This window comes from Bosea beijingensis (genome assembly GCF_030758975.1).
In the GTDB taxonomy this organism is placed as follows: Bacteria; Pseudomonadota; Alphaproteobacteria; order Rhizobiales; family Beijerinckiaceae; genus Allobosea; species Allobosea beijingensis.
In genome coordinates this window covers 4,960,735-4,977,519 of record NZ_CP132359.1, presented here as the reverse complement: position 1 = coordinate 4,977,519, position 16,785 = coordinate 4,960,735, and the positions used below count along the sequence as shown (strand labels likewise).

At 67.6% G+C, this 16,785-nt stretch carries 16 protein-coding genes; 3 read left to right on the top strand and 13 right to left on the bottom strand.

Translation table 11 applies throughout. From position 1 onward, the window contains the following. Nucleotides 1-21: 21 nt before the first annotated feature. From Q9235_RS23820 to Q9235_RS23810, 3 genes are all read right to left on the bottom strand, one after another. On the bottom strand, nt 22-1,194 hold the full coding sequence (locus tag Q9235_RS23820) for an ABC transporter substrate-binding protein (protein ID WP_306224283.1): 1,173 nt from the start codon (nt 1,192-1,194) through the stop codon (nt 22-24). Nucleotides 1,195-1,382: 188 nt separating this feature from the next. Beyond that, nucleotides 1,383-2,270, bottom strand: a complete 888-nt coding sequence (locus Q9235_RS23815; RefSeq protein ID WP_306224282.1) for a DMT family transporter — start codon at nt 2,268-2,270, stop codon at nt 1,383-1,385. A 10-nt stretch (nt 2,271-2,280) separates the two neighbouring features. Next, the gene (locus Q9235_RS23810; RefSeq protein ID WP_306224281.1) at nt 2,281-3,438 is read right to left on the bottom strand and encodes a trans-sulfuration enzyme family protein; all 1,158 of its coding nucleotides are present in this window, start codon (nt 3,436-3,438) and stop codon (nt 2,281-2,283) included. A 126-nt stretch (nt 3,439-3,564) separates the two neighbouring features. On the opposite strand from Q9235_RS23810, the gene Q9235_RS23805 reads away from it, so the two are divergent. Both Q9235_RS23805 and Q9235_RS23800 read left to right on the top strand, forming a co-directional pair. Then, nucleotides 3,565-4,026, top strand: coding sequence for an Lrp/AsnC family transcriptional regulator (locus Q9235_RS23805; RefSeq protein ID WP_306224280.1), 462 nt, complete (start codon nt 3,565-3,567; stop codon nt 4,024-4,026). Nucleotides 4,027-4,144: 118 nt separating this feature from the next. Then, complete coding sequence (locus Q9235_RS23800; protein ID WP_306224279.1) at nt 4,145-5,308, top strand: AGE family epimerase/isomerase; 1,164 nt, start codon at nt 4,145-4,147, stop codon at nt 5,306-5,308. Here the strand turns inward: Q9235_RS23800 and Q9235_RS23795 are convergent. From Q9235_RS23795 to Q9235_RS23750, 10 genes are all read right to left on the bottom strand, one after another. After that, the gene (locus Q9235_RS23795; protein ID WP_306224278.1) at nt 5,305-6,288 is read right to left on the bottom strand and encodes an ABC transporter ATP-binding protein; all 984 of its coding nucleotides are present in this window, start codon (nt 6,286-6,288) and stop codon (nt 5,305-5,307) included. The genes Q9235_RS23800 and Q9235_RS23795 overlap by 4 nt on opposite strands. Continuing rightward, entirely contained in the window at nt 6,285-7,265 is a 981-nt protein-coding gene (locus Q9235_RS23790; protein WP_306224277.1) for an ABC transporter ATP-binding protein, read from the bottom strand. The genes Q9235_RS23795 and Q9235_RS23790 overlap by 4 nt, the downstream gene beginning before the upstream one ends. Further along, a complete protein-coding gene (locus Q9235_RS23785) occupies nt 7,262-8,806 on the bottom strand; it encodes a gamma-glutamyltransferase family protein (RefSeq protein ID WP_306224276.1) in 1,545 nt (514 codons plus the stop codon). Before Q9235_RS23785 ends, Q9235_RS23790 begins: the two co-directional genes overlap by 4 nt. Then, entirely contained in the window at nt 8,806-9,702 is an 897-nt protein-coding gene (locus tag Q9235_RS23780; RefSeq protein WP_306224275.1) for a polysaccharide deacetylase family protein, read from the bottom strand. The genes Q9235_RS23785 and Q9235_RS23780 overlap by 1 nt, the downstream gene beginning before the upstream one ends. A gap of 12 nt (nt 9,703-9,714) precedes the next feature. Then, nucleotides 9,715-10,500: an SDR family NAD(P)-dependent oxidoreductase gene (locus Q9235_RS23775; RefSeq protein ID WP_306224274.1), complete on the bottom strand. Its 786-nt coding sequence runs from the start codon at nt 10,498-10,500 to the stop codon at nt 9,715-9,717. An 11-nt stretch (nt 10,501-10,511) separates the two neighbouring features. Beyond that, complete coding sequence (gene nikC, locus Q9235_RS23770) at nt 10,512-11,369, bottom strand: nickel transporter permease (protein ID WP_306224273.1); 858 nt, start codon at nt 11,367-11,369, stop codon at nt 10,512-10,514. Continuing rightward, complete coding sequence (locus tag Q9235_RS23765; protein WP_306224272.1) at nt 11,366-12,292, bottom strand: ABC transporter permease; 927 nt, start codon at nt 12,290-12,292, stop codon at nt 11,366-11,368. The genes nikC and Q9235_RS23765 overlap by 4 nt, the downstream gene beginning before the upstream one ends. Nucleotides 12,293-12,298: 6 nt before the next feature. Continuing rightward, nucleotides 12,299-13,804, bottom strand: coding sequence for an ABC transporter substrate-binding protein (locus Q9235_RS23760; protein ID WP_306224271.1), 1,506 nt, complete (start codon nt 13,802-13,804; stop codon nt 12,299-12,301). Then, complete coding sequence (locus Q9235_RS23755; RefSeq protein ID WP_306224270.1) at nt 13,801-14,580, bottom strand: GntR family transcriptional regulator; 780 nt, start codon at nt 14,578-14,580, stop codon at nt 13,801-13,803. The genes Q9235_RS23760 and Q9235_RS23755 overlap by 4 nt, the downstream gene beginning before the upstream one ends. 152 nt (nt 14,581-14,732) lie before the next feature. Next, a complete protein-coding gene (locus tag Q9235_RS23750; RefSeq protein WP_306224269.1) occupies nt 14,733-15,932 on the bottom strand; it encodes an MFS transporter in 1,200 nt (399 codons plus the stop codon). Nucleotides 15,933-16,029: 97 nt separating this feature from the next. On the opposite strand from Q9235_RS23750, the gene Q9235_RS23745 reads away from it, so the two are divergent. Next, nucleotides 16,030-16,785 carry an AraC family transcriptional regulator gene (locus Q9235_RS23745; RefSeq protein WP_306224268.1) on the top strand — a complete coding sequence of 252 codons (756 nt, stop codon included), beginning with the start codon at nt 16,030-16,032 and terminating at the stop codon, nt 16,783-16,785.

Genomic DNA, 16,785 nt, shown 5'->3' with positions numbered 1-16,785 from the left:
GCCCGAGGATGGCGCTTTGCCTTACTTCAGCGCGCAATCCTTGGCGTGCGGATCGGCGTAGTCCGAAAACACCTTCTGGGCGATCTCGGTCTGGAACTTGCCATCGGCGCGCTTGGCGACCTTGACGAGGTAGAAGTCCTGGATCGGGTAGCCGTTGGTGTTGAACTTGAACTTGCCGCGCAGCGAGGTGAAGTCGGCCTTCTTGATGGCGTCGCGCAGCTTGTCGGCATTGCCGGCGCCGCCCGCCGCCTTCACGGCGGAATCGATCAGCATGGCCGCGTCGTAGGACTGCTGGGCATAGGAGCCGGGCACGATCTTGTAGGCCGCCTCGTAGGCTTTGACGAAATCCTTCGTCTGCGCGTTGTCCATGTTGGGCGCCCAGGTCATGCCGCCATAGAGGCCGACTGCGGCGTCCTGCTGCGCCGGCAGGGTCGATTCATCGACCGTGAAGGCGGAGAGGAAGGGAATCTTGCCCTGCAGGCCGGCCTGCGACCACTGCTTGACGAAGTTGACGCCGAGCCCGCCGGGCAGGAAGGCGAAGACGACATCGGGCTTGGAGGAGGCGATCTTGGCGAGGTCGGCCGAGAAGTCCATCGCGTTCAGCGGGGCATAGACCTCGTCGACGATCTCGCCCTTGAAGTAGCGCTTGAAGCCGGCGAGCGAGTCCTTACCCGCCTGATAGTTCGGCGCGATAATATAGGCGCGCTTGTAGTTCTGGTCCTGCGCATATTTGCCGAGGACCTCGTGTACCTGGTCGTTCTGGTAGGAGGTGACGAAGAAGTTCTTGTTGCAGGCCTTGCCGGCCATGGTCGAGGGGCCCGCATTCGGGCTGATCAGGAAGGCGCCGGAATCGAGCACCGGCTTGGCGATCGCGCCGAGGATGTTCGAGAAGACCGGGCCGACGACGAAGGCAGGCTTCTCGCTCTCGACGAACGAGCGCACGCGCTCGACCGCGACATCGGGCTTCAATTCGTCGTCGATTACGGTGATCTTGACCGGCACGCCGCCGAGCTTGCCGCCGTTCTTGTCGACGGCGAGCTGGAAGCCGTCGCGGACCTGCTGGCCGAGCGAGGCGGCCGGGCCGGTCAGCACGCTGACCACGCCGATCTTGATCGGCTCCTGCGCCTGTGCCGAGGCGATCGACAGCGCCAGCGCGCCGCAACCGAGTGCCAGACCGAACCTGAATGCCGTCATCGATGCTCTCCCGGACGAAGTTGAAGCGCGGCCGCGTTCCCCTATGGATTTCTATGGCTCGCGCAGACCATAATGTTTCAAGCTTAAAATATCTGCAAGTCGCAGTTTAAGGAAATTTCAGGGGCGCTCCAAGGCGGCTGCGATCCAGCCCTGCCGGCTGTCTGCCAGGCGCGACACGGCGGCGAGGATTATTGCCGAAGCGCGAGGGCGACACCGCCGATGGTCAGCACGATCGCGACCGCTTCCCGCAGGCCGAGCGTCTCGCCCAGCAGCGGCACGGCGGTCAGCGTACCCACCACGGGAACGATCAGCATGCTGGTGGCCGCAACCGCGGTCGGCAGGCGCCTGAGCGCGCCGAACCAGGTGAGGTAGCAGAGTGCCATCGGGCCGACGGCCATGTAGGCAAGCCCCAACGCCCCTCGCGGTGACAGCGCCGTGATCTGCGGCTGTTCCAGCATGACGCCCAGCGCCACCATCGGCAGGCAGCCGAGGGCGACTTGCCACGCGGCGACGGCGGGGCCGGGCATGGCGAGGGGTTTCCGCGCCTTGACGGTGCCGAGTGCGAACAGCACGGCCGCCGCGAAGGCGAACAGCACGCCGGGCAGCTTGGCCGCCGAGAATTCAGGCCCGCCCATCAGCACGACCATGCCTGTGATGCTCAGGCCCAGCGCGACCAGGCTGCGTCGGGTCGGACGCGCGCCGAGCAGGGGCCAGGCGAGCATCATCGCCCAGATCGGCATCGAATAGGCGATCAAGGCGCCCTCCGAGACCTTGAGCCAGTTCAGGGCGAGCGCGGTGAAGCCCATCCAGGCGAAGACGTTGATCGATGCCGCCACCACGAGAGGCGCGCGGGCTTCCCGTGGTACGGCGAGGCTATCGCCGCGAGCCAAGGCCAGCAGGGCGAGGCAGAGCGCGCCCAGCAGGCCGGCCGTCCCCCGCGCGAAGAGCGGCGGCCAGTCCTGCAGGACGAATTTCAGCACGGACCAGTTGAGACCCCAGCCCAGGGCCGTGACCATGAGGAGGAGTTTGCCGACCGTCTGACTGGCCGGCTTGGGGGCGGAGCCTGTCACGGTCATGGCAAACGCCTTAAGCGTGATGCCCGGCGTTCAGCGCCTGATCGAGATCGGCATAGAGGTCGTCGATATCCTCGATGCCGGTCGAAAGGCGCAGCAGATCGGTCGGGCAGGGCGAGCCTGCGCCTTCGATCGAGGCGCGGTGCTCGATCAGGCTCTCGACGCCGCCGAGCGAGGTCGCGCGCTTGTAGAGTTCGACATGAGCGGCTGTCTTGATCGCTGCACCCTCGCCGCCGGTGACCTGCACAGAGAGCATGAAGCCGAAGCCGTTCTCCATCTGCCGCGCCGCGATGTCGTGGCCGGGATGCTGCGGCAGGCCGGGATAGAGGACGCGCGCCACCAGCGGATGGGCCGAGAGACGCTGCGCCAGCGTCATCGCCGAGGCCGCCTGCCGCTCCTGCCGGACGTGGAGCGTGCGCATGCCGCGCATCAGCAGATAGGCCTCGAACGGCCCGAGAATGCCGCCCTGGCCCTTGCGAACCGTCTTGATCCGGTTCCAGAACTCGTCGTCCTCGCGCGCACAGAGCGCGCCGGCGACCACGTCGGAATGGCCGTTCAGCACCTTCGTCGCGGCATGCATCACGATATCGGCGCCGAGCGTCAGCGGGCGGGTATGGACTGGCGAGGCGCAGGTGGAGTCGACCGCGAGCTTGGCGCCGGCCTTGTGCGCGATCTCGGCCGCCCCGGCGATGTCGGTGATGGTCCAGAGCGGGTTCGACGGCGTCTCGATCCAGACGAGCTTCGTCGCGCCCGGCTTCACCGCCGCCTTCAATGCAGCGAGATCGTCGGTCTCGACGAAATCGACCTTGATGCCCCAGCGCGTCGCCTCGTTGAGCAGCCAGGCCCGCAGCGCCCAGTACATCACCTTGGAGGCGACGACATGGTCACCGGGCGAGAGCGCCTGGAAAACGGCGGTCGCCGCCGCCATGCCGGAGCCGAACAGCAGCGCTCCGGCCTTGGCCTCCTCCAGCATGGCGAGCACGGCCTGCGCCTCATGCACCGTCTCGTTGTCCGGCCGGCCATAGATGAAGCCGGTCGAATAGCCGTTATCCTCGTCGCGGATATAGGTCGTCGAGACATGGATCGGCGGCACGACGCCCCGTGTGGCCGGGTCGATCTTGCCCATGGCCTGCGCGGCAAGGCTCCTCTTGGTCCACTTCGTCGCGGTCATGACCCGTTTCCCGTTCGTCACCGCCGACAGAGGCGGAATCTGGAGCAGATCATGCCGCTTAGCGTTTGGCGATAGTCACCCAGTTTTGCTATCAGATGACGAATTTCGCCGATCATAGGGCTTTGGATGGCCAAAACAGTCGACCTCGACAAGTTCGATTACGCGCTGCTGAAAGAGATGCAGGCCGATAACCAGACGCCGGCGCGCGTGCTGGCCGAGCGGGTCGGCCTGTCCCAGAGCGCTGTGCTGCGGCGGCTCCGGCGCCTGCGCGCGGAAAAGGTCATCACCGGCGATGTTTCGGTCGTCAGCCCGGAAGTGATGGGCGTGCCGGTGACGGTGCATGTCACTGTCTCGATCATTCAGGGCTCGCGGACCTATGGCGATTTCGCCCGCAAGCTCCAGGCCCGGCCCGAGGTCAGGCAGGCCTCCTACGTCACGGGCAGCGCCGATTTCGTGCTGCATCTGCAGGTCGAGAGCATGGCCGCCTACGCGGCCTTCACGCGCGAAGTATTCCACGACGATCCGAATGTCGCGGAATACCACAGCTTCATCGCGATGCGGGAAGTCGTAGGCCGGGGCGCGCTGTAGCGCTTTGCTCCTGGAGATGTGGACGCAGGTCCCGGCTGTGGCTATCGGCTAGGAGTTGTAGCGGCGCGATGAGAATCGCTGCTCTCGTCCGTTCTTTGCTCACCGAGGATATCGTCCGATGAAGCGTGAAGAAGCTCGGGAGAGCGCCGGCGATCTGCCGTCGAAGGCTTGGCTCAGGGAAATCCTCATCCCGACCTGGATCGATCGCGCCGTCAGGCCCGGCCGCGCCGGCTTCGTCGAGATGTTCGATCCGGCCGATCCGGCGCGCGATCCCGGATCGCTCAGGACGACGCTGGTCACCGCCCGCCTGACCTATGTCTTCAGCCATGCTCATCTGCTTGACCCGCAAAGCGGAGCACTTGTCGCTGCGCACCATGGCTTCGCCTTCCTGCGCGATGCCTGCCGCGAAGGCGGGCGAGGGCGCTTTCTGCATTCCGTCCGCGAGGACGGCACCCCGGTCGATGCCCGCACCGACCTGTACGACCTTGCTTTCGTGCTGTTCGCCATGGCCTGGTACTACCGCGCGACGCAGGACGACGCGGCTCTGGCGATCGCCGGTGACGTGATCGGCTTCATCGAAAGCGAAATGGCGCATCCGCAGGGCGGTTTCGTCGAGGATACGCTGGGCACGCTGCCGCGCCGGCAGAACCCGCATATGCATTTGCTGGAAGCGTTCCACGCCCTGGCGGAGGCGACCGGCGAGCAACGCTGGCTCGACCATGCCGGCGCGATCGTCCGGCTCGCGCGCGAGCATCTGGTCGATGCCGAGACCGACACGCTCGGCGAGTATTTCACCGATGACTGGAAGCCGGCTGCCGGTGCGGCTGGTATGGTCTGCGAGCCCGGCCATCATTTCGAATGGACCTGGCTCCTGCTGCATCACTGGCGCCTGACCGGCGAGACGCAGGCGCGCGATCTTGCTGAGCGGCTCTACGGATTCGCCATCCGGCACGGTCTCGACGATAGCGCGGCGGGGCCGCTTGCCGCATTCGATGTTTTCGATCGTACCGGCACTGTCACGGCCTCGACCAAGCTGCTCTGGCCTCAGACCGAGGCGATCAAGGCCTTCCTCGCCCGGGTCGAATTCCTTGATGACGAGGACGCGGCGGAGCGTCTCGACAAGCATCTCGCCAGCCTGTTCCGCTGGTTCGTCGCGCCCGAAACGGGGCTCTGGTCCAACCAGATCGCGCAGGATGGAACGCCGACCCAGACCGTGATCCCGGTCCGCGTTCTCTATCACCTCCTGCTCGCTCTGGCGGAGTGGGAGCGCGTACGCGGCTAGCTGATCGCCTGCCGCCCGACATGGACGCAGGCCGCCTCGGTTCCCGTCTCGCCCGCCGCGAGCGGGAAGCGCTCCTCGGAGCAGACCGCGAGCCGCTCCGGGCAGCGCGTCACGAAGGGGCAGCCGACCGGTGGCGAAAGCGGGCTCGGCAGGTCGCCGCTCAGGATGATCTTCTCCCGATTGCGTTGCGCACGGGGATCCGGCAGCGGGATCGCTGACAACAGCGCCTTCGTATAGGGATGCTGCGGCCGCTCGAAGATCGCATCGACTGGGCCCTGCTCGGCGACCGTGCCGAGATAGAGCACCATCGCCTCGTCGGCGATATGCCGGACGACCGAGAGATCGTGCGAGATGAAGAGATAGGACAGGCCGAGATCGCGCTGCAATTCGAGCAGCAGGTTCAGGACCTGCGAGCGGATCGAGACGTCGAGCGCCGAGACCGGCTCGTCGAGCACGAGCAGGCGCGGCGACAGGGCGAGCGCCCGCGCGATGACGACGCGCTGGCGCTGGCCGCCCGAGAGCGCGCTTGGCAGGCGCTCCGCCAGCGCGGCGGGCAGGCCGACGCGGTCCAGCAATTCGGTGACGCGGGCCTTGCGCTCCGCGCGGCTGCGTCCGGCGATGACGAGCGGCTCACTGATGCTGTCCGCGATGGTCATCTTCGGATCGAGCGCCGAGGACGGGTCCTGGAAGACGATCTGGATGTCCTGCGCCAGGGCCGCGCGCTCAGGACCCTTGAGTGCGGTGATGTCGCGCCCGTCGAAGCGGATCGTGCCGGCCGTCGCTCGCTCAAGCCCGATCACGGCATAGGCCGTCGTCGACTTGCCACAGCCGGATTCGCCGACGAGCGCCAGCGTCTTTCCGGGTTGAAGCTCAAGGGAAATGCCGTCGACCGCCTTGACCACGCCGCCCGGCGTGCCGATGCCGCCGCGCAACGGGAAATGCACCTTGAGGTCGCGAACCTCCAGCAACGGCTCGCTCATGCCATCCCCTCCAGCCGGTCGACATGCCAGCAGGCAGCGCGGTGGGAAGCGCCGATCGCGACCGCGGGCGGAACCTCAACGCAAGCGTTGTCGGCTAGCGGGCAGCGCGTGCGGAAACGGCAACCCTCCGGCCACGCGCCGGCCGGAGGCACCATGCCCTCGATCGTGCGCAGCACCGTCTTTCGGGCGCCGTCCAGCTTCGGAATCGTGCCCAGCAGCAGGCGGGTATAGGGGTGGCTCGGTGCGGCGAAGATCGCATCGACCGGACCGCTCTCGACGATCCGGCCGCCATACATCACGCAGACATCGTCGGCGAGATCGGCGACCACACCCATGTCATGGGTGATCAGCACGACGGCGCTGCCGACCTCGTCGCGGAGGCGGCGCATCAGGTCGAGGATCTGCGCCTGGATGGTGACGTCGAGCGCGGTCGTCGGCTCGTCCGCAATCAGCAGCGAAGGTCGGCAGATCAGCGCCGAGGCGATCATGATGCGCTGACACATGCCGCCGGAGAGCTCGAACGGATATTGCCGGGCGCGCGTTGCCGGATCGGGAATGCCGACGCGCGCCATGATCGCGATCGCCTCCTCGCGCGCGGCGGCACGTGACAGCCCGCGATGCAGGAGCAAGGCTTCCTCGACCTGCTCGCCGACGCGCATCAGCGGGTTCAGCGAGGCGACCGGCTCCTGGAAGATGATCGCGGCGTCGTTGCCGCGCACCTGCGACAGCTCCGCCTCGGACAAGCCCGTCAGTTCCCGCCCGCCGAGCCGGATCGAGCCGGCGGAGACCCGCGCCGCGCCCGGCAGCAGCCCGAGCACGGAGAGCGCCGTCAGGCTCTTGCCGCAGCCGGATTCGCCGACGATCGCGAGGATGCGGCCCGTCTCGACGCCGAGCGAGACGCCGTCGACGATGCGGTTGCCGTCGATCTCGATCGCGAGGCCCTCAATCGCCAGCATCGGGTTGGCGCGCTCGCTCATGCAGACGCTGCCGCGACAGCGGCCCAGGGGCTGGTCGGATGGGCCATGCCGAGGAAGCCGCCATCCTCCATCCGCATCACGGCCGAAGGAACCGAGAAGTTCACCGGATAGAGCGTGTCCTCGACGATCTCGACCGGGAAGGCGCTGGCGATCCGCGCCGCCACGTCCGGTTCTGCCCGCGCGTCGACCTTGATGCGCGGGGTCGAGGCGTCGATGCGGGGACGGTGGAACACGTCCTCCAGCGAAAGGCCGAAATCTGCCATGCCGGAGATCATCTGCAAGAGCGTCGGAAAGATCGTGCGGCCGCCGGCGGCGCCGATCGCAAGGAAGGGCTTGCCGTCGCGGCTCAGTATCAGCGGGCACATATTGGCCAGCGGCTTGGCGCCGGCCGCGATGCTGTTGGGCTGGCCGGGGCGCGGATCGAACCACATCATGCCGTTATTCATGATGATGCCGGCCCGCGGCAGCGCCACCCGTGACCCGAAGCGCGAAAGCAGGGTGTTGGTCAGCGAAACCATGTTGCCGTCGCGGTCGACGACGCTGACATGCGAGGTGCAGCCGGCCTGCGGCGTCGCCGCATGGCCGAGGCTGTTGAGCCTGACGGCATAGGCATCGCGGATCGCCGTTGCATAGGTCAGCGCCGCATCGGCCTCGGTGCTGCCCTGCCCGAGACCACGAGCCTCCACGCGTCGCGCCGCGTCGAAGAATGTCGGGCCGCCGCTGAGGCCGGGGATGGCGGCGATGTCGAGATCGCGATAGCGGCCGGTCAGGGCCGGCGACCAGACGGCCTGATAGCTCGCGAGATCGTTCGCACGGATTGCCGAGCCGCCGATTTCGAGATCACCCGCGATCAGGCGCGCCGCCTCGCCCTCGTAAAAGTCGCGAGCTCCCGCCTTCGCCAGACGCTTTAGCAGCTCGGCCTTGGCGGTCATCGGCTTGAAGCGGCGCGTATCGGCGCCGGCCTTGGGCGGCTGGCCATTATCCAGCAGCAGCGCCGAGATTGCCGGATCGCGCGACAGGCCGGCCACCTCGACCGCGATGCAGAGCGCGGCATACCAATCGATCTCCAGCCCGCGCTCGGCATGTTCGATCGCGGGCTGCAGCGCCTCGTCCCAGGAGATCGTGCCGTAGCGCTCCAGCGCGGCGGCAAAGCCGGCGATGGCGCCGGGCACGCAGATCGCGCCGTAGCCGGCGACATTGCGCTCGCCCACGACGGCAGGCCATGCGAACCAGTTGCCCGAGCCCGCATCGGTCAGCGGGTAGTCCGCCGGGTCGAGCCCGCGCGGCGAGCGCACGTTGAAATCGAGCGTGTCGAGCGCGCCGGTCCGGCCATCGGCATGGATCAGGAAGCCGCCGCCGCCCACGCCCGAAAGCCAGGGTTCGACGATGCTGAGCACGAGCGCGGTGACGATGGCCGCGTCCATCGCATTGCCGCCGCGCGCCAGCACGGCCGCACCGGCCTCGGCCGCGTGGCGGTTCTGCGCGGCGACAAGCCCGTGCGGCGAGCGGACGGCCGGGCGGCGGATGCTGAAGGTCTGCATCAGGCTTTGGTCCGGAACCGCAGCGGCGCACTCGGCTGCGGCAGGCGCAGGGGCACGCTGAAGCGTTGCGCATTGGCGCTCGCGGCGTGATGCGCAGCGAGTTCGCCCACGGTCGCGATCCAGACGCCGGGCGAGGCCGTCACCACGTCGAGCAGTTTCTCCAGCATGCGGACGCGCCCGGCTCGGCCCGAAATCCAGTCATGGACGGTGAGCATCATCATCCGCCCCTCGCGATGCAGCACATCCCATTCGTCGAGCCAGGCATCGAGGATACCGTTCTGCGGCGATGGCGGGGCGCGATCCTGCGCGCTGCCGGTGAAGCGAAAATAGATGGCGTCGTCGACCGCCCAGAGCACCGGCACCTGCGTCACGCCGTCGATGGTATAGGGATGGTCGAAGCCCATCAGCGAGGAATCATAGAGCCCGCGCCGCTTCACCTCCTCGATCATGAAAGGCGTCATCTCCCAGGCCGGCGAGCGGAAGCCTTTCGGCACGACACCAGCCTGGCTCTTGAACAGCGCGAGCGACTCTTCCATCGCCCTAGCGAATTCCTCCGGCCCGGCCTCGGTTGCAAGTTCGTGGAAATAGCCGTGCAGGCCGATTTCGTGGCCGCGCGCGACGAAGGTCGGCAGCAGCTCCGGGTGATTCTTTGCAACCAGCCCCGGCACGAACAGCGTCGCCTTGATGCCATAGCGATCGAGCAGGTCGAGCAGGCGCCAGATGCCGACGCGCGGGCCGAACAGCCTTTGCTCGATCTGGCCGAGCGCGACCGGCGCGCTCTCCGGCAGGCTCCACTGGTAAGGGCTTTCCGCATCGACATCGATGGTGAAGCAGAAGGCGCTCGACTTGCCCTCGGGCCATTCATAGGCGGGGCGGGCGGCGTTCGGAGCGGTCATGTCCTTGCCTCCTCAGAGCGCCTGCTTCTTGTCCTGGTGGACGGCGAGCGAGCCGATCGAGTTGCCGCCGTCGACCGTGAGCGTCGCGCCGGTGACATAGGCGGAGGCGTCGCTGGCGAGATAGAGCAAGGCGTTGCCGACATCGGTGCGCGAGGAGGCCCGGCCGAGCGGAATCTGCGCGACGGTGTTCTGGATATGCGCATCGGTCAGCGCGCTCACCGTGCTGCCGGCGGCGAAGCCCGGTTCCAGCGCATTGGAGCGGATGCCGTACTCGGCGAGTTCGACGCCGAACCCCTTGGTGAGCCGGTCGAGCGCGGTCTTCGACATCGAGTAGATGCAGGCCGTCCGCCGCATCTTGCGCGAGGCGCCCGACGAGATGTTGATGATCGAGCCCTTCACGCCCTTGCGCACCATCTGGGTCGCGAGCTCGCGGGTCAGGATGAACGGCGCCCGCAGGTTGATCCCGAGAATGCGGTCGAACTCGGCGGTCGTCGTGTCGAGCAGGAAGGCGCTAGGATAGATACCGGCATTGTTGACGAGGATATCGGCAGCGCCCCAGCGTTTCCCGATCTCGCTGGTCAGCGCCACGATCGAGGCCTCGTCGGTCAGGTCGGCCGGCATGACGAAGCTCTCGCCCGAGAGGCCGAGCGACTTGGCCATCGCCTCCAGATCCTGGCTGCGGGCATCGGTCAGGCAGAGTGTGGCGCCGGCCTCGTGCAGCACCTCGGCGATCCAGCGGCCGATAACCCCGCAGGCGCCGGTGACGACGGCGCGCTTCCCCTTGATGTCCTCGAACATGGGCTTTTCCTTCAGCGATGGCGGGGGTCGAGGCGGTCGCGCACGGCGTCGCCGGTGAGATTGACGGCGAGCACCAGCACGAACAGGCAGATGCCCGGCAGCGTCGCGACCCACCAGGCGGTCGCGACATAGTTCCGGCCGGTCGAGAGCATCGCGCCCCAGCTCGCGGTCGGCGGCTGGACACCGAGACCGAGGAAGGACAGTCCGGCCTCGAACAGGATCATCAGCCCGAATTCGAGCGTCGCGACGACGCTGACCGCGCCGACGATATTGGGCAGGACATGGCGGAAGAGCACGCGCGGCGCGCCGGCCCCCATCAAGGCCGAGAGCCGGACATAGGGCATGTTCGCGACGGACAGCGTCTGGCTGTAGGCGATGCGGGCGTAGCGCGGCCAGCGTGTCAGCGCGAGCACCATGATGACATTGACGATGCCGGGGCCGAGCACCGCGACGGTGATGATGGCGAGCAGGATCGCCGGGATCGACAGGAAGACATCGACGACGCGCATCACTGCGATCTCGATCCAGCCGCGCCGATAGCCGGCGATCATGCCGAGCGTCGTGCCGACCACGCCGGAGAGAATCACCGAGGCGAAGGCGACGATCAGCGAAATGCGCGCGCCATGGATGACGCGGCTGAGCAGGTCGCGGCCGAGCTCGTCGCTGCCGAGCCAGTAATGGAAGCTGCGCGAGACCGTGCCAGGCGGCTTCAGGCGACCGAGCAGGTTCTGCTGGTTGGGGTCATAGGGCGCGAGCCAGGGCGCGAAGAGCGCGACCAGCACGATGAGCGCGACGATGCCGACAGGCCACCAGCGCCACAGGCCGCTCCGCTTGCGGCGCGGCGCGGAGGTTGCGGCTGCGACGCTCACCGCCCCCCCTCCAGCACGATGCGCGGATCGACCAGGCTGTAGAGCAGGTCCGACATGAGATTGAGCAGCACGGTGACGAAGGCGCCGAGCAACACGACGCCCTGCACGATCATGAAGTCGCGTGCCAGGATCGCCTGCACGGTCACCTGTCCGAGGCCCGGCCAGGCGAAGACCGTCTCGACGATGACGGCGCCGGCCAGCAGGTTTGAGATTTCGAGCGCAGCGACTGTTATCACCGGGATCGAGGCATTGCGCGCGAGATGGCGGATGAGCAGCCGCCCGCTGCGGACGCCGCGCGAGCGCGCGGTGCGGACATAGTCCTTCGAGAGTTCGTCGAGCAGGGCCGAGCGGGTGATCCGCGCGAAGGTCGCCATGCTCAGCAGCCCGAGCGCGAAGGAGGGCATGACGAGATGCCAGATATCGCCGGTGGAGGAGGGCGGCAGCCAGCCGAGCAGCACCGAGAACACCAGGATCATCAGGATGCCGCTCCAGAAGGTCGGCATGCTCTGGGCGGCGAGGACGAAGCCGGCGGCGACCTTCGCCGCGGGCGAGTTGCGGAAGATCGCGAGCAGGATGCCGATCGGCACCCCGATGCCGCAGGCGACGAGCAGCGCGCCCGCCGCCAGCATCAGCGTATAGGGCAGGCGCGAGGCGATGATCGTCGTCACCGGTACGCGCTGCACCACCGACTGCCCGAGGTCGAAGCGGACGAGCTCGCCGAGGAAGTCGAAATATTGCACGACGAGCGGCCGGTCGAAGCCGAGCTGATGGCGCAAGGCCGCGATGTCGGCCTGCGTCGCCGTCTCCGGCACGAGGAGGTAGGTCGGGTCTCCCGTCAGGCGCTGGACGAAGAAGATCAGCGTCACCACCCCGAGGATGGTGACGAGAGCCTGGCCCAGCCGGCGGAGCAGGAAACCCGGCACCGCGGCTCAGTCCTTCCAGCTCATGCGGTTGATGAACATGCTTTCGTTCGGCGTCGGCTGGAAGGTCAGGTTCTTCGCCGCGCCATAGATCACGACGGCCTGGTAGAGCGGCACGACCGGCACGTCGGTGGCGACGATCTCATGGACCTGCTTGTAGGCGGCAAGACGCTTGTTCGTATCGAGCGTCGCGCGGGCTTCTTCCAGCAGGGCGTCCATCTTCGGGTTGCGATAGGCCGACCAGCCGCTGCTCTTGTGCAGCAGCGGGAAGAGCACGCCGTCGGCATCCTGACAGGCGCAGGACCAGCGACCGAAGCTGAGCAGCGAGGTCGTCTCCGGCCCGGCCTGGGCGCGCTTCAGATAGGTCGCCATGTCCGACATCGCGATCTTCACGTTGAAGCCGGCTTCGGTGAGCATCTGCTGGATCGCCTGGACGATGCGCTGGTCGAAGACCGGCGCGGTGGCGAGATCGATCTCGGCCTTCGCCGCCGGCCCGGCTTCGGCGATCAGCGCCTTCGCCTTGGCGAGGTCGTGTTCCGGCGCCTTGATGCCGTCGACCCAGCCGAAGATCGCCGGCGTCAGCAGTTCCGGCACAGGCTTGTCATGGCCGCCGAGCAGGCCGTCGATCATCGCCTGCTTGTCGAGCGCATAGGCCGCGGCGAGCCGGAGCTTGGGATTGTCGAAGGGCGGCTTGGTCGTGTTGAGCCGGACATAGGCGACGCGCTCGGTCAGGCCGATCAGGGCCTGGGCCTTGGGCGCGGATTTAAGCTGGGCGGCCTGGTCGGCATCGAGCGTGACAACGAGGTCGCTCGAGCCAGCCTGCAGGTTGGCGAGACGGGTCGCTGCATCGGGAACCGCGCGGAAGGTCACGGTCGGGAACGGCGCTTTGGTACCCCAATAGGCGTCGTTGCGCGTGAGCTGGACGTTCACGCCGCGCTGCCAGGACTCGAACTTGTAGGGGCCGCTGCCGACGGGCTTCAGGTTGAAGGCGTCCTTGCCGACGGCCTCGACGACGGCCTTCGGCACGATCGAGAGCTTGACGAGCTGGGCCAGCAGCGCCGGGTAGGGGCCGGCGGTGACGAGCTTCACCTTGGTCGGCGAGAGCGCCACGGCGTCGGTGATCTTGTCGAACTGGCCGAGCTGGGGGCTGGCGAATTTCGGATCGGTGATGCGCTTGACGCTATAGACGACGTCGTCGGCGGTCAGCTTCGAGCCATCATGGAAGGCGATGTCGCTGCGAAGGTCGAACTCGATCTCGGTATCCGAGACCTGCTTCCAGGCGGTGGCGACCTGCGGGATGATCTCGCCCTTGTCGTCGCGCGTGACGAGGTTGTCGAAGATGTTGCGGTAGACATAGTAGCTGTCCGGGTTCCACTGCACCTGCGGATCGAGCGAGGACGGCTCGTTGACGAGGTCGATGACGAAACGATCCTTGGCGGCCAGCGCCGGCCCGGCCGCGAGGCCGAGCGCGGTGGCGACGAGGAAGGCGGCTGCGGCTTTCGAAACACGGCTCATCGCGATTTCTCCTCGGACAGGGTGGGGGACGGCTTGCGGTCGTTCGTGCCCCGGCGCGGCCGGCGGCTGCGCACGGAAACGGGCTGGTCCTGCGGCAGCAGGCGCGCGGTGGCGAGGAAGCCATGCGCCACCGCATCGGTGAAGCGCTTCTGCTCCTCCTGAAGCGCGAGAAGTGCGACCTCACGGTCACCGCGCAGGAGAGCGTCGAGCAGCGGGCGCGGATCGGGCGTGGACACCGTTGCGCCGGCCAGTTCAAGCGCGCGCGTCAGGCGCTCGGTGTGATCGCAGAGATCGCGCAGCCAGACCGCCATGAAGCCGCCGGCCCGTTGTGCGACGAGGTCGAGCGCTTGCCGGCAGAGCTGCTGGGCCATGGTGCGCGCGGAAGGATCGTCTCGTCCGATAACTGCGTCGATCGCGCCGCGCAGGCTGCCGAGCAGCGCGACGCTGCGCTCATCGAGCGGCTTTTCGACCAGGGCAGGCTCGATCCGCTGCCGTGCCTCGATGATCGCGCTGGCAAGCGCGCCATCGACCGCCGCGACGCGCCAGCCTTGCCGCGCGTGACGGATGACAAAGCCGGCTGTCGCGAGTTCGGTCAGCGCGACGCGAACCGCCGCACGCCCCAGCCCGAAGCGCTGCGCGAGGTCGCCTTCATGGGCATAGGTGCCGGGAACGAGCTCGCAGCGGACGAGCGCCTGCCGCAGGCGCCGACTCGCAAAGGTGATGTCGCTCTCTGCCGCGGGCGGCTTGGGAAGGGAGAAGGGCGATTGATCGAGCATGAGCCATGCTGGCTCAGTTTCTGATCTCTGACAATCATTTTGTGAGATGTCAGGAATGCGCGATCGGACGCGCTTGAGCCCCGCCATACATGGCAGGGCTGGAGCCTCGATCCTGTTTGAATGATCGGCTGGCAGCTTCCGCTGCCGGAAACCTATTGCTCGGCCGTAGCGGTGCTCGCGACGGGCGCTTTCTGCGCCAGGAAGAAGAATGCCAGCGAGGCGCACCAGATGATCAGGCCGAAGACGGTGGCGCCGGCCAGCACCAGCCCGAACCCGCCTTGCGCATGCAGCACGGCCAGCATCGGCACGACGAATCCGCTCACCGTGAAGCCGAGGAAATAGCGCACGCTGAACGCCTTGGCGCGATGCTGCGCCGGCACGTAACGGGCGACCATCGCGTCGTTGACGACGACCTGCCCGTAGATCGCGGCCATGGTCATGACGAGGCCGATGAGCAGCGGCGCGCCGGAGGTCGTCGCGGCGAGCGCGAGGCCCAGCGGCTGGAACAGCGCGAGGCCGACGAACAGGGCGGGCAGCGTGTAGCGGTCGACCAGCCGGCCCATCAGCCATTGCGTCGCGGCGCCGAAGACGAAGACGAGCGTCGCCAGCGAGCCGATCAGCGCCAATGGCAGGTCGAGGCCGAGGCGCTCGTCGATCACCTTCGGCAGTGCGATCGTGGTGATGTTGAAGGTCATGCCGCCGGCAATGACCGCGACGGCGAAGATGGCGAGCAGAGCCTTCGGCCGATTGACCGGGATGAGCTCGGCCTTGCCGGAGTGGTTCGCGGCCGGATTTCCGTCGCCGGGTACGAGCGCGATGAAGGCCACGCCGAGCACGAGGCAGACGAGGCCCGGCAGGATGAAGGCGAAACGCCAGCCGAAATTCGCGGCGATGAGCGCGGTGACGCCGGCGGCCGAAGCGGCGCCGAGATTGCCCCAGACGGCGTTGACGCCGAGGTCGCGGCCGAGCTGGCGGGCATGGCTGACCAGCATGGTCGAGCCGACCGGGTGATAGATCGCCGAAGCCACGCCGAGCACGAGCAGCCAGCCCGCGAAGGCGGCCGGCCGGTCCGCGCTGGCGACGCCGAGACAGGACAAGCCATAGCCGATGAAGAATACGGCGAGCATGTTGCGCCGGCCGAACTTGTCCGAGAGCCAGCCCATCGGCAGCGAGCAAAGCCCGAAGGCGACGAAGGCGCCGGTCGCGAGGCCGATCAATTCGGCGTAGCTGAGGCTCGTCTGCGCCGCGATGGCGATCACCGCTGTCGGATAGATCAGCAGCACGAAATGATCGAGCGCATGGGCCGCGTTCACGAAAAGCAGGGTGCGCTTCGACAGCGTCTCGGGGCTCATGGGCGGGCAGTCTCGCGATGATGAGGTTCCACTCTAGCTTGACCCGTTAGGCCTGTCGGGTCGTTATTCGACCGGATCGGGTCAAAGGAGGCAGGCAATGCGCAGCGAGAGCGAGGCCTATCAAACGGTGCCGCGCGCCGTCGCCGTGATGCCCACGAGCTATGAGGCCGGCGCGAGCACGGGCTGGCACAGCCATCCGCGCGCGCAACTGCTCTATGCGACCGCCGGCCTGACGCTTGTGCGGGCGGAGGACGGCACCTGGGTCCTGCCCGCCCGGCACGCGCTCTGGATTCCGCCTGGACTCTCGCACGAGGTCAGGATGCATGGCGCGGTCTCGATGTGCTCGGCCTATATCGCGCCCGAGGCGGTCGGCGTCCTGCCGACGGGGTGCCGCGTGCTGGAGGTCTCGTCCTTGCTGGCTTCGGCGCTGGAAGCGTTGGCGGTCGAGCCGCTGCTCTATGACGAAGCCGGGCGCGGCGGCCATCTCGCCGCGCTGATCCTCGACGAGATCGCGCGGGCGCCGGAGACGGCGTTGACCTTGCCCCTGCCACGGGATGCCCGTCTGCGGCGCATCTGCGAGGCCTTGCTGAAGGACCCCGCGCTCGACATCGATCTCGACGGCTGGGCCGAGCGTGCGGGCGCGAGCCGGCGCACGCTGACGCGCGGCTTCCGGGCGGAGACGGGCATGAGCTTCGGCGATTGGCGGGCGCGCCTGCGCGTGCTCCGGGCCATGACGATGGCGAGCGATGGCGCGCCGCCGCATCAGATCGCCTCCGCTGTCGGCTATGCCGATCAGCGGGCTCTGCGCACGGCGGCCAGCCGCGTGCTAGGTCGCACGCGGCTGGCTCTCTAG

What these genes read in the sequence shown, in the direction of transcription:
- Q9235_RS23820 (WP_306224283.1), bottom strand. Translation starts at nt 1,194, where the DNA reads ATGACGGCATTCAGGTTCGGTCTGGCACTCGGTTGCGGCGCGCTGGCG.
- Q9235_RS23815 (WP_306224282.1), bottom strand. Translation starts at nt 2,270, where the DNA reads ATGACCGTGACAGGCTCCGCCCCCAAGCCGGCCAGTCAGACGGTCGGC.
- Q9235_RS23810 (WP_306224281.1), bottom strand. Translation starts at nt 3,438, where the DNA reads ATGACCGCGACGAAGTGGACCAAGAGGAGCCTTGCCGCGCAGGCCATG.
- Q9235_RS23805 (WP_306224280.1), top strand. Translation starts at nt 3,565, where the DNA reads ATGGCCAAAACAGTCGACCTCGACAAGTTCGATTACGCGCTGCTGAAA.
- Q9235_RS23800 (WP_306224279.1), top strand. Translation starts at nt 4,145, where the DNA reads ATGAAGCGTGAAGAAGCTCGGGAGAGCGCCGGCGATCTGCCGTCGAAG.
- Q9235_RS23795 (WP_306224278.1), bottom strand. Translation starts at nt 6,288, where the DNA reads ATGAGCGAGCCGTTGCTGGAGGTTCGCGACCTCAAGGTGCATTTCCCG.
- Q9235_RS23790 (WP_306224277.1), bottom strand. Translation starts at nt 7,265, where the DNA reads ATGAGCGAGCGCGCCAACCCGATGCTGGCGATTGAGGGCCTCGCGATC.
- Q9235_RS23785 (WP_306224276.1), bottom strand. Translation starts at nt 8,806, where the DNA reads ATGCAGACCTTCAGCATCCGCCGCCCGGCCGTCCGCTCGCCGCACGGG.
- Q9235_RS23780 (WP_306224275.1), bottom strand. Translation starts at nt 9,702, where the DNA reads ATGACCGCTCCGAACGCCGCCCGCCCCGCCTATGAATGGCCCGAGGGC.
- Q9235_RS23775 (WP_306224274.1), bottom strand. Translation starts at nt 10,500, where the DNA reads ATGTTCGAGGACATCAAGGGGAAGCGCGCCGTCGTCACCGGCGCCTGC.
- Q9235_RS23760 (WP_306224271.1), bottom strand. Translation starts at nt 13,804, where the DNA reads ATGAGCCGTGTTTCGAAAGCCGCAGCCGCCTTCCTCGTCGCCACCGCG.
- Q9235_RS23755 (WP_306224270.1), bottom strand. Translation starts at nt 14,580, where the DNA reads ATGCTCGATCAATCGCCCTTCTCCCTTCCCAAGCCGCCCGCGGCAGAG.
- Q9235_RS23750 (WP_306224269.1), bottom strand. Translation starts at nt 15,932, where the DNA reads ATGAGCCCCGAGACGCTGTCGAAGCGCACCCTGCTTTTCGTGAACGCG.
- Q9235_RS23745 (WP_306224268.1), top strand. Translation starts at nt 16,030, where the DNA reads ATGCGCAGCGAGAGCGAGGCCTATCAAACGGTGCCGCGCGCCGTCGCC.